This window comes from Pseudoalteromonas sp. Z1A6, from assembly GCF_011378745.1.
GTDB lineage: Bacteria > Pseudomonadota > Gammaproteobacteria > Enterobacterales > Alteromonadaceae > Pseudoalteromonas > Pseudoalteromonas arctica.
Window position 1 is genome coordinate 405 of sequence record NZ_WTKW01000106.1, and the last position, 12,126, is coordinate 12,530.

The following is a 12,126-nucleotide window of genomic DNA, read 5'->3' on the forward strand; positions in this document are numbered from 1 at the left end:
GAAATGTGCGAAAACATCAGGACCAGATTCTTGCTCGATAAAACCAAAACCTTTTGCTTCGTTGAAAAATTTAACTGTACCAGTTGTAGTATTAGACATAATAGTATCCTAAGAATTAATAAAAGTGCGCCTTAAATTAGGCAATTTAACAGGAAGAAAACATACATTTAACTGAGGATAACGCGAAGGATTATTACTAAAACAACGTGGTACTTACAAATAAATAGGGTTTTCTGTCAACCCGATGCCAAGCAGGATAACAGTAAATTGAGCTATATACCAAGCCCTATTGTAAATTTATTTTAGAGTAAGTGCTTTATTAGTTTGTTTGTTTTTTAACTAACCAGTCATGAATAAGGTGATCTTTTTTGCGTCTTAATTTAAGTTAATTTTAATTTAATCAATGCTTTATGTTTGTATTAGCACGCAGTTCTAGAGTAGGTAAAATGCAAGTTTTAAGTGGTTAAAACATGACCTAATTACCTACTGATTTTTTTGATATATACCTTAAATAACTTGATTCATTAGCTCCAAATTACAAATCCAAGTATTAATAATGCAATCCAAAGTGTTTCAGCCACAATTAAAATAATGGGTTTCATACCTACTTCGGTAAGCTTTCCTAAATTAGTTTTCATTCCTATGGCTGAAATAGCCGCAATTAAAAAGAACTGCGAAAGTTCGTTAGCGGTTTCAAGTACTATTGCAGGAAGTGAAAAGCAGCTATTTATTATCATGAGTATTACAAAGCCAATTAAAAAACCAGGTACTTTAGGTAATTCCCCGTGTTTTTCTTTGTTTGAACGATTAATAACGACCATCATAATAAGTACAACAGGTAGTAGCATGGCAACACGTACAAGTTTAGTTAGAGTTGCGATATCGCCTGTCTCAGGTGATACCGAATAACCTGCACCCACTACCTGGGCTACATCATGTATTGTGCCACCTAAAAATACGCCTGCATTATGGGCGTCAAACTCAAGATAATTAACCACAATAGGGTAGAGGATCATAGCAAGGGTCGACATAGCTGTTACGCCAATAACGGTTAATAAGGTGTCGCGCTCTTTATGTTCGCTGTTTGGCATAATAGACGAGATAGCCAGCGCAGCAGACGCTCCACAAATAGCAACCGAGCCACCTGTTAGTGCACCAAAGCGTTTTTGTAAGCCAAATGCGCGCGCTAGCACTACGCCTAAAATAATAGTGGTAAATATGGCGCCCGCTAACATAAGTGCTGTTTGCCAACCCAGTGTTACTAAATCTCCCAGCGCTATGCGTGTGCCTAGCAGTACTATACCTACACGCAAAACCGTGGTGCCGGTAAAATCGATACCTTTGGCGCAAGGGCTATCGCTTTGATACAAAAATGAGACTGCCATACCCAGTAACAAAGCAAACAACATGGCTGGCGCACCATAATGTTCGCTTAAAAATAAAGCGGCAAGGCCAGTCATTGCAGCAATGCTGGCACCTTGCCATAAAGGTGATATTTTACAGCTTAATTTACTACTTAAGCGCTGCATTACGCTTTAGCTGCGGTAAGTGCTACTAACACTTGGCGTTTACGTTCGCCTATGAAAGGGCGGCGACCATGCATAGCCATTTCGTTATCAACTAAGGCTACATCGCCATCTTGCCATGCAAGATCAAAGGTAAATACTTTAGAAAGCTCAACAATTTTATCAAGGCCTGCTTTAGGAATAGCACTGCCATCGCCAAAGGTAATGGCAACCGATGGGTTTTCGCGTACGCCTTTCCAGCCCATGTAAGCGGCAATCAGTTGGTTATAAAAAACCTGAACGTTGTTTTCAAGAGTTACTACAGCAGGAAGTACCGGTGTAACGGCTTTTAGTGAGCCGTCTTCAAGCCACTCCCACTCGTAACCCAGTTCGGTTAATTTGTTATGTGCTTCGTCTTTAGTTTCAACGCTTAGTGTACTTTTCCAGCTTCGGCCTTGGCCTGATGTTGCATCGTCAGCGGCTGGCATATAGGTGGTGTACTTTAGACCTTTGTGTTCAAAGTCATGGGCAAGTTTGCTGTCGTACTCTTTTAATGCGCTAAATAACTTATCTGATCGGCAAAGAGGTGTTGAACCACCTTCTTCTGCGGCCGATTTACAAAAAAAGAATAACTTACTTGGCGATATAGGTGTTTGCGCCATTTCGTGGTGTAAGTATATTTCTACATCTTTTGGTGCTTCGTTGGCTGTAAATACACGCTCGGTAAAATTAATACGCACCGCGTTTGAAAGCGACTCTTTATAAGTAAAATTGTCGTAATCAAACCCAGCTGAAAACGTATCAAATGTTTCGGCGCTATTTACAGGAAAGCCACGAAACAACACAGCTCCTGAGCTGCGAAGTTTTTTGGCCAGTTCGCTTTTATTGGCGCGAATGAAAGCTACCGCTTCTTCAACGGTGCTGGCGTTATTGTTATTAACCACAATGCACGGAAAAACCGAATCATCGAATGTTAATTGAGTTGGCACTGAGGCGTAGTTAATTTCGGTAGCTGACATTGTATGTTCCTAATCGTAAATTGGGTGAAAACGGTTAAAGGCAGCTTCACAAAAGTGCCCAGGGTCGTTAAATCGGCGATTACTATTAAGCGCAGAAATTTGCGCCATTTCTTGCTCTGTTAATTCAAAATCAAACAGTGCGAGGTTTTCTTTCATGCGTTCAAGTTTTGAAGTTTTTGGAATAATGGCAGTGCCACGTTGCACGCCCCAGCGAAGTACGACTTGTGCTGGCGTTTTGCCATGATTTTGTGCAGCCGCTTTAACAACGCTTTGCTCAAGAACCGATTCGGTTTTATCTGCCATTTCAAGCTCAAGATACGAAAGTGCACCCAGTGGTGAAAACGCAGTAACCGGAATATCGTACTGCTTTGCTAATCTTACTAATCGCTCTTGCGTTAAATAAGGGTGCGACTCAATTTGCAACATAGCGGGTTTGATATTTGCGTAGGTCATTAAATCGTGAAGCAGTGCGCTTGAGTAATTACATACCCCAATGCGTTTTGCTTTGTTGCTGTGTACTTGTTCTTCCATTGCTTGCCACGTTAAATAAAGTGGTACTTTTGCCAACTCCATTTGTGGGTTTTGCGCGTCTGGGTCAACAAACCATTCTGGTGGGTAGCGGGTTTCTATTGGCACAAATGTTTGCGCAATCGGAAAATGAATTAGGTATAAATCTAAGTAATCTAACTTTAAGTCACTTAGTGTTTTATCTATCGCGAGGCTAACATGCTCTGGTGCATGAAAGGTATTCCACAGTTTTGATGTTATCCATAATTCTTCGCGGGTACATAAGCCATCGCTTATTGCTTGGGCTATGCCATCGCCTACTTGTTCTTCGTTACCGTAGTCTGATGCGCAATCAAGATGGCGGTAACCTGCCTTAATGGCTTGGTATACCGTTTGTGCACAATCTTCTTGTGCTACTTTCCATAAACCGAACCCTACTGGAGGGATATTATTTAATGAACTCATTGGGAATTCCTGTTAAAAATGCATAATGACTTAGGTCTTGTATAAGACATAAGTTATTATACGAATCAAACAGTGTCAATACTGTGTTAACAGCAAAGTAGTAAATGGTTTAGTTAAAAAACCTGCAGGCAGCAAAAAGGCAGCGTTTGCTGCCTTTAAAAAATATTTAATTATTATGCGCTAAAGTGGGTTGTTAGCAATAAAGAGACTCTTTATCAGTCGAGCTCAATTTGATAGTGGTAATGATCGCTACGGCATTTGCTTTGGCGGTATTCAATACGCTTACCTTCGATTGATTCGGTAATACGTGATACCAGCAGCAGTGGGTCGCCAGCTTTAATAGCTAGCATTTTGGCATCATCCATTGTAGCAAGTACGGCTTTAATACTGTCTTGGGTTTTGTGTACAGTTTGGTTAAATTTGGTCTGATAGTAATGGTACAATGTATGCGGAATATCACTACTTTGATGTATATCAGGAAAGTAGCTTTGCGGTAGGTATATAGTTTCGCTCATGCAAAATTCGTTATCAAGAATACGCCTACGAACAAGCTTAGTAACTTTGTCTTTTTTATTGAGTTGTAACGCTTCTATTACTTCAACTGGCGCTGCACAAAGCTCAACCGATAGCAGTTCAGCCTTTGGTAAATCGGCACCTTTACCGTCGGCTTGTAACGGAAAAAATCTAAATAAGGCATCTTGCGCAGTATGTTGCGATACAAACGTACCAACGCCTTGGCGACGAGTCACTATTTTATTATCGGTTAATAAGTTTAGTGCTTTACGAACCGTACCTTGGCTTACGTTAAATTCTTCAGCAAGGCGAAATTCGCTTGGTAGTGCTTCGCCAGGTACCCAGCGTCTTTCAACAATGAGCTGTTTAATATAATCAGCCACTTGTAAGTAAAGCGGTTGAAAAGCCAAGCTTGGGCCACTTAATTTGTGATCAAACATAGAGTTACTCATTATTATTTACCATTAAATTTAATCCACCTGTAGTTATATCATAGGTGAAACCTTTTACGCATATTTGCGCTAGCTCAATTAAACGTGAACTACTGCTGTAATGTTTTTATAGGCGCAAAATATACATTATGCCTAAAAACAAATCGTTACACTACAATAGCTCACCCTTAGGAAATTAAAAGTGCTCAGTATTTCTTTCGAACTCATTTTGCTTATGGCGCTGTGCCTAAGCCTTGCCACTATTATGCAAACTCTCAGCGGGTTTGGCTTTGGGTTACTAGTGGTTGCAAGCTTTACATTGCTTGATGTATTGCCGCTTACAGCAACTACATTTTTAGTGAGCTTATTAGGTTTGGTTAACTCCACAACTGTGGTGGTTAAAAACCGCAGCTCGGTAAAAGTACCCGAGCTAAAACTTATGTTGTATACCGGTATTCCGTTAATGCTGGTAGGTTTTGTGCTGCTTGAGTTTATGTCGTCGCATTTAACGCACTACTTAAACTTTATTTTAGGCGTAAGTATTTTATTGTGCTGCGCTTTAATGCTGATTGGCCGCGATCGTGCTAATAAGCAAAGCCGTCCTCGTTCGTTTTTAATAGCCGGTGGGGTGAGTGGGTTACTTGGAGGGTTGTTTTCAACCTCAGGGCCACCGCTTGTGTTTCAGTGTTATAAGCAAAGTTGGTCTATTGAAGCTATTCGCAGTACGTTATTAGCGGTATTTACTATTGGCGGGCTAGTACGTGTAGGTATCGCTTTATTTGGTACTTTGCCAGAGCTCGATATTATGTTTTTAATTGCAGCGGCTATTCCTTTAGTGTTGCTAGTTACGCATTTTGCTCGTAAATTAACGCCCTACGTAGACGCTAAATGGATACGCATTATAGCTATTACGCTGCTAGGGCTGAGCGGCGTATCGCTGGTGGCTACATCGGCGCCGGGTATATTTTAAAAATCACGATGTAAATAATTCATCTTAGGGTTATTTACATTGACATGGGGATTACAATTATTTAACTTGTGTCTTATACAAGACTAATAATTGGTTAAGGAACTCCCATGAATGCATTTGAATTACGTGAGCCAGACTGGAACGCAATAGAGCCAGCACGCTTAACCGCACCGCCAAAGTTACAAGGTAATGTGCTGGTTTTGCCCACTCAGTTTGGTGATATTAGCGTAACGATAAGCCAGTTTGGTTTACGTTTAAATGCAGGCACCACACATGACGAGCAGTTTAAAATATTAACCACAACCCTATCAGAATATCCCCTTACACTTAGCAAAAACAATAATGATTACAGTGTAAGCGGTGGCGAATACCGCCTAGAATTTTACAGCGACCCTTTTCATTTCAAACTTTATAAAAACGATGAGCTAGTACAGCAATCAGCAACTGATGGCCACTTTGTACGCCAACACCGTTTACCGCCACTGGCTAAAACAGATAACGGCTGGATTTTAAGCCTTGAGCTTAACTACGATGAGGCAGTGTATGGTCTTGGCGAAAAGTGGGGCAAGCTTGATAAACGCGGCCAACTTATTCGTTCATACAACCACGATGCGCTGGGCGTTAACGCCGAAAAGTCTTATAAAAATACCCCGTATGCATGGAGCCCAGAAGGCTGGAATTTATTTGTACATACACCCGCGCCTGTTACCCATGGCGTAGGTTATGCATTGTGGTCGCAACGCGCTTATGTATGTTTAGTTGAAGATGACGCGCTAGATGTCTTTTTATATCAAGAACAAACACCAGCTCAAAGTATTAACCGCTATTGTGAACTAACAGGTTTTGCACCGGTGCCACCGCAGTGGAGCTTTGGTGTTATTTTATCAAAAGCGTATTACAAAGATGCCGACGAACTACTTAGTGTTGCCCGCGAAGTACGTACTAAAAAAATGCCGTGCGACGTAATTACCCTTGATGGCCGAGCATGGCAAGACACCGACACTCGCTTTGCCTTTGAATGGGACCCAACACGCTACGCCGACCCAAAACCAGTGCTTGATGAACTAAAAGCGATGGACTTTAAAATTTGTGTGTGGGAATACCCGATGATCTCGGTAAATAACCCATTGTTTGCTAAAGCGGCCGAAAACGGCTGGCTTATAAAAGACAAACGCACAGGCAAAGCGTATCAATACGAGTGGGATTTAAGTCCATTTGGCGAAGTACTTACGCCGCTGCCAGAGTCGGGTATTTTAGATTTTACGCACCCTGATGCTTACGAATACTGGCTCGAATCGCACAAGCCATTGTTTGAGCTTGGCGTAGATATGATAAAAGCAGATTTTGGCGAGCAGCTAGAAGACGAAAATATGGTATCGCACAGTGGCGACAGCGGTATAAGATTACACAACGTTTATAGCATGTTGTACAACCGCTGCGTTTATGAAGCCGCCGAAAAATACTGTAAAACAGGGCCATTTTTATTTAGCCGCTCAGCATGGACGGGCAGCCAACGCTTCCCTGCACAGTGGGGCGGTGACCCACAAGCCGATTGGCAAGGTTTAGCGGCGAGTATTCGTGGCAGCTTAGCGTGGGGTATGTCGGGCGGACCGTTTTTTGCAACCGATATTGGCGGTTTTTACAAAGACACTCGCGACGCAGAGCTTTACGTGCGCTGGGCGCAAGCCTCAGTATTTAGCGCACACATGCGCTTGCATGGTATTGGCCCTCGCGAACCGTGGTCTTATACTGAGCAAGCAAGTGACGCGGTATTTGCAGCACTTAAACTACGCTACCAACTTATTCCTTATTTAGAACAAAGTGCAGAGCAAGCGCAGCAAACCGGTTTGCCGATTCAGCGTGCAATGGCACTGACATTTCCTGATGATGTGCTAGCACATAGCTTTGATCAGCAATTTATGTGCGGTGAAAAATTACTGGTTGTGCCATGTGTAGTACCAAAAGGTAAAGTGAAATTTTATTTACCACAAGGCAGCTGGATTCGCTTTCCTGATAAACAAGCTTACGAAGGTGGTAAGTACTACGAGCACACACTCGCACTTGAAGAAATGGCAGTATTTATGCGCGAAGGCGACAGCCTAATGCTTGGCCCAGAGGTTCAACACACAGAACAAGACATGAGCCAATTAACGCCATGGCCTAAATAAAACTCGGCTTAATAAAAAACACACAACACACATACAACACACACAATAATAAAGATATTAGCTTACTTTTTACCGAGTAAAGTAAGCTAAAAGGGGAGCAAGATGGAAGGTATGAACATTACCATGACACTGCTATCGTGCTTGGCGTTTATGGCGCTGGTGGGATATATCTCGTACCAAAAAACCAAAGGGGAAGTTAATACCCAAGACGGCTATTTTTTAGCGGGTCGTGGGTTAACGGGTACGTTTATAGCAGGGTCGATGATCCTCACTAACTTATCGGCAGAGCAACTTATTGGTCTTAATGGCTCAGCCTATGGTTACAACCTAAGCTCAATGGCGTGGGAAGTAACCGCAGGGATCTCAACAATCATTATGGCGTTGATCTTTTTGCCGCGTTATTTAGCGGGTGCGTTTTCTACCTTACCTGAATTTTTACGGGATCGTTTTGACGATACCGTACGGCGCATGACGGTGATCTTATTTATGGTAGGGTATTGTTTTATAACGATCCCCTCAGTTTTATACTCAGGATCAATAGCCGTACTTAGGCTGTTTGATGTACCCACCTTATTAAATATGAGTTACGAAGCAAGCCTGATTGTCACCATTATTACAGTGGGCTCAGTTGGCGCAATATACGCTGTTTTTGGCGGTTTAAAGGCGGTTGCGGTGTCGGATACTATTAACGGTGTTGGGCTACTTATTATTGGTATTTTAGTGCCAACACTGGGTTTAATTGCATTGGGCGACGGGAGTTTTTCAGAAGGATTAAGCACCCTTGTAAACACCGATACAGAAAAGCTTAACGCTATTGGCAGCAGCGACGATCCTGTGCCATTTGGCACTATTTTTACAGGCATGATCTTAGCTAATTTATTTTATTGGGGCACCAATCAGTACGTGATCCAGCGTACACTGGGCGCTAAAAACTTAGTTGAAGGCCAAAAAGGGGTGTTGTTTTCAGGGTACTTTAAAGTGTTAGTGCCGTTTATGATGATGATCCCAGGCGTTATTGCTTACCATCTCTATAAACACGAAAGCCTGCCCACTATCGATTTAGCTTATCCACATTTAGTAAAAGAAGTACTTCCACAGTATTTGTCTGGGTTCTTTTTAGCGGTGCTACTAGGTGCCGTATTTAGCTCGTTTAACTCACTGCTCAACAGCGCAGCAACCTTATTTTGCTTAGACGTTTACAAGCCAATGAAAAAAGACAAAGTAACAGACAGCCAACTTATAAAAGTGGCTAAAATTACCAGTATTATTATTGCCGTACTGTCGTTTATAACCGCGCCATTATTGATGTTTGCACCCGAAGGCTTATGGCACATAATTCGTGTGTTTACAGGTTTCTATAACATTCCGGTCATCACAATTGTATTGGTAGGTTTGTTTACTCGAAAAGTGCCTGCACTGGGCGCTAAAGTCGCGATTATATTCCATATTATTGCCTACACCTTGCTTAAATTTGTATGGGATGTAGACATTAACTTTATTCATATTTACGCCATTTTGTTCATAATTGAATTGGCAATAATGCTGGGTATTGGTTACTACAAACCACTTAAAACACCATGGCAATTTACACGCAAAGCCGAGGTAGACCTTAATCCTTGGAAGTACGCATTGCCTTGCGCCATCGTATTAGTAGGCCTAATTGTTAGCTTATATATATTGTTTTCTCCGCTCGGATTAGTGGGTGGAACCAGTGTGTACTTTGTACCAAGTTTAGTTGCTGTTTGGTCTACTGTTTTAGTGCTTAGCTGGTGGAGTGTACGTCGTTGGCAGGTTCGTTACGAAAATAGCTTAGCGCGTATTGGGGCTAAAAACGCCGCATAACGTGCGGCTATATTCTATACACCAAACTTAAATCACATTTAATTCACATAATGTTTGCATTAGTAAGATAGTTTGTTTAAATTTAAAGCTCTTATATAAGATATAAGAGCTTTAAGGAAAGTATCACACACACTGACACCGCTTTTTAGCAACTCACACAATTGCTAGCGCGGTACCACACAGCACACGCACAATATGGAGAATGACATGAGAGCTAAAAAGTCCGTCTTAAGCTTGGCAGTCACGTTAGCAATGACAACCGGTTTAGCGCTTAGCGCGCAGGTACATGCACAGCAAGAGCAAACCGAACAAGAACAACAAAAAACAGAAACAGCTAAAAACGATACATTTGAAAAAATAGTCGTTACTTCACAAAAAAGAACGCAAAGTTTAAACGAAGTACCTGTTGCGGTATCGGTACTTAATAGCGATCAAATTAATTCAGCTTTTGCTAATAACATGGAAGGCTTACAGTCACTTGTTCCTTCGGTTAGCTTTAGAAAAGGCACCACAACACGTAACTCAGCGCTAACAGTGCGCGGTATTGGTACTATTTCATTTAGTATTGCTGCCGAGCCAAGTGTGGCAACTGTTGTTGATGGCGTGGTACTTGGCCGCTCGGGTCAAGCCTTTGCCGATTTATACGACGTAGACCGCATTGAAGTATTACGCGGGCCACAAGGTACGTTATTTGGCAAAAACGCCTCAGCAGGTGTGGTAAATATTACCACTAAAGATCCGTCGTACGACACAACCGGCAGCGTAGAAACCTCGTTTTATCAAGATAACGAATACCGTTTTAAAGGTGTTATAAGCGGCGGTTTAACCGACGATTTAGCCGCTAGCTTAACGGTATTTAAAGGCAAGTTTGACGGTTACATTGATAACGTTTACAACAACGAAAAAGTAAACGGTTATGACCGCGAAGGTGCACGTGCTGTATTTAAATACGAGCCAGAGGACGACTTAAGCGTAAAATTTATAGCTGAATTTTATAACGCAGACGACGATTGTTGCGCCGACTTAGAAGCCCTGCCAAGTGGTCGTAATCCTGATTCAAAAGCAGCGCCAAACAGTAATGGTATTGTTGATGGCGTAGCCGATATTGACCTAGACCAACGCAAAGTAGACCATGATTACGAGTCGCGCACAATTGACGAACATAGCGCGTTTTCGGTGCAAGTTGATAAAACAATTGGCGGCTATACGTACACGTCAATTACAGCGCAGCGCTCATGGGATAATACCGAATACCGCGAAGGCGACTTTACCTCTATTGCTGGCGACAGCAGCGAGCCAGTATTTGGCGCGCCGTTTCAACTACATGATATTGGTGCACAGCAATGGGATCAGTTTTCGCAAGAGTTTAGAGTTACATCAAACCTAGCAGGGCCATTTAACTATGTTGCTGGTTTATTTTACTGGAACATGGATTCACAACGTAACTTTACTCGTGATGCAAGTTGTCAAAACAATGGTGGCCAGCTTGATAGCGCAATGGCTTTTTACGCGCAAAATAACTTATCGGGCGCAGAGCTTGATGCCGCACTTGCTGATTTAGAAGGTTACACACAAGGGCTAGGCGTTAGCTGTAACGCAAACGATATTGTATCGGCCACTGCTTTTATGAGCACAGAATTTAACAACTGGGCAGCCTTTGCCGACGGTACTTACGATTTATCTGAAGATTTACGCGTATTATTTGGTATTCGTTACACCGACGATGAAGTGTCTTACACGCATCGCCGTGTAAGCAATGATGTATATGGCCGCACTGGTGTAGGCGTACGCCCAGCAACACTAAATACCGATGACGAAGGCAAAGCAGAAGAAACCAACGTATCGGGTCGTTTAGGTATGCAATACGATTTAGGCGATGGCCAAATGGTATACGGTACCTACTCGCAAGGTTACAAAGGGCCTGGTTTTAATATTTATTACAACTTTAATCCAGACACCGACAGCCGCGAAATATCGCCAGAAGAGTCTGATGCTTACGAAATTGGCTACAAATACGCAAGCCGCGAGTTTGTGTTTAACATGGCACTTTTCAGAACAGAAATTGAAGGTTTTCAAGCTAACAACTTTGACTGTTCAGACGGCACCTGTATTACCCGCTTAACAAACGCGGGCGATGTAAGCACACAAGGTGTTGAAGTTGACTTTATGTGGGCTGCAACAGAGTCACTAACGCTTACCGGTGGTGTCGCTTATATTAAAGCCGAAATTGACGAGTTTAATTGTCCGGCAGAAGTAGCTGCAGGTTCGTGTACTGACCGCTCTGGCTTAGATGTTCCATTTTCGCCAGATTTAAAATACTCACTAACAGCTGACTACTTTATTGAAACTGAGCATGGCTTTAACGTACACATAAATAGCTCATACATTTACACCGACGAGCAATACTCAGACTTGCCAGATAACGTAGGCGAGTTTAACCCAGCGTCGTTACTGCCAGATTACGGCATTTTAAACGCAAGTGTTGGCTTATCGTTTAAAGATGATGCGTTTAGAGTATCGCTTATTGCTAAAAACTTAACCGACGAAAGCTACGCAACTACCTACAGTGGCGATAACTTCCGTTACCAAATACCGCGTGATGCAGAGCGCTACTTTGGCGTATCGTTTAAGGCGCGTTTTTAATATTTAAATAATTACATTTAATAATTTCCCTGAAAATAAGCGCAACGTTTTGCACGTTGCGCT

9 protein-coding genes are annotated in these 12,126 nt (G+C 42.3%); 4 read left to right on the forward strand and 5 right to left on the reverse strand.

What is annotated here, in order from left to right; genetic code table 11:
• The 5 genes from GQR46_RS08740 to GQR46_RS08760 form a co-directional block, all read right to left on the reverse strand.
• Positions 1 to 99, reverse strand: a 99-nt coding sequence (locus GQR46_RS08740; RefSeq protein ID WP_165740731.1) for a cold shock domain-containing protein, incomplete at its 3' end; no start/stop codon positions are given.
• A gap of 425 nt (positions 100 to 524) precedes the next feature.
• Positions 525 to 1,529: a YeiH family protein gene (locus GQR46_RS08745; RefSeq protein WP_206009511.1), complete on the reverse strand. Its 1,005-nt coding sequence runs from the start codon at positions 1,527 to 1,529 to the stop codon at positions 525 to 527.
• Positions 1,529 to 2,524 (reverse strand): TauD/TfdA family dioxygenase, encoded by a 996-nt coding sequence (locus tag GQR46_RS08750; RefSeq protein ID WP_165729357.1) that lies wholly within the window; start codon positions 2,522 to 2,524, stop codon positions 1,529 to 1,531. Before GQR46_RS08750 ends, GQR46_RS08745 begins: the two co-directional genes overlap by 1 nt.
• A gap of 9 nt (positions 2,525 to 2,533) precedes the next feature.
• Positions 2,534 to 3,496 (reverse strand): aldo/keto reductase, encoded by a 963-nt coding sequence (locus tag GQR46_RS08755; RefSeq protein WP_165740727.1) that lies wholly within the window; start codon positions 3,494 to 3,496, stop codon positions 2,534 to 2,536.
• A 215-nt stretch (positions 3,497 to 3,711) separates the two neighbouring features.
• Positions 3,712 to 4,461 carry a GntR family transcriptional regulator gene (locus tag GQR46_RS08760; protein WP_024589596.1) on the reverse strand — a complete coding sequence of 250 codons (750 nt, stop codon included), beginning with the start codon at positions 4,459 to 4,461 and terminating at the stop codon, positions 3,712 to 3,714.
• Positions 4,462 to 4,642: 181 nt separating this feature from the next.
• Between GQR46_RS08760 and GQR46_RS08765 the strand changes: the two genes are divergently transcribed.
• The 4 genes from GQR46_RS08765 (at position 4,643) to GQR46_RS08780 (ending at position 12,063) form a co-directional block, all read left to right on the forward strand.
• On the forward strand, positions 4,643 to 5,410 hold the full coding sequence (locus GQR46_RS08765; RefSeq protein WP_331458729.1) for a sulfite exporter TauE/SafE family protein: 768 nt from the start codon (positions 4,643 to 4,645) through the stop codon (positions 5,408 to 5,410).
• Positions 5,411 to 5,517: 107 nt separating this feature from the next.
• Positions 5,518 to 7,578, forward strand: coding sequence for an alpha-xylosidase (locus GQR46_RS08770; RefSeq protein ID WP_165740728.1), 2,061 nt, complete (start codon positions 5,518 to 5,520; stop codon positions 7,576 to 7,578).
• Positions 7,579 to 7,680: 102 nt separating this feature from the next.
• Positions 7,681 to 9,420, forward strand: coding sequence for a solute:sodium symporter family transporter (locus tag GQR46_RS08775; protein WP_197161077.1), 1,740 nt, complete (start codon positions 7,681 to 7,683; stop codon positions 9,418 to 9,420).
• 207 nt (positions 9,421 to 9,627) lie between these two features.
• Positions 9,628 to 12,063 carry a TonB-dependent receptor gene (locus GQR46_RS08780; protein ID WP_165740729.1) on the forward strand — a complete coding sequence of 812 codons (2,436 nt, stop codon included), beginning with the start codon at positions 9,628 to 9,630 and terminating at the stop codon, positions 12,061 to 12,063.
• The last annotated feature ends 63 nt before the right edge of the window (positions 12,064 to 12,126 follow it).

Excerpts from the sequence above, each read along its gene's own strand:
- GQR46_RS08745 (WP_206009511.1), bottom strand. The coding sequence starts at position 1,529 with ATGCAGCGCTTAAGTAGTAAATTAAGCTGTAAAATATCACCTTTATGG.
- GQR46_RS08750 (WP_165729357.1), bottom strand. The coding sequence starts at position 2,524 with ATGTCAGCTACCGAAATTAACTACGCCTCAGTGCCAACTCAATTAACA.
- GQR46_RS08755 (WP_165740727.1), bottom strand. The coding sequence starts at position 3,496 with ATGAGTTCATTAAATAATATCCCTCCAGTAGGGTTCGGTTTATGGAAA.
- GQR46_RS08760 (WP_024589596.1), bottom strand. The coding sequence starts at position 4,461 with ATGAGTAACTCTATGTTTGATCACAAATTAAGTGGCCCAAGCTTGGCT.
- GQR46_RS08770 (WP_165740728.1), top strand. The coding sequence starts at position 5,518 with ATGAATGCATTTGAATTACGTGAGCCAGACTGGAACGCAATAGAGCCA.
- GQR46_RS08775 (WP_197161077.1), top strand. The coding sequence starts at position 7,681 with ATGGAAGGTATGAACATTACCATGACACTGCTATCGTGCTTGGCGTTT.
- GQR46_RS08780 (WP_165740729.1), top strand. The coding sequence starts at position 9,628 with ATGAGAGCTAAAAAGTCCGTCTTAAGCTTGGCAGTCACGTTAGCAATG.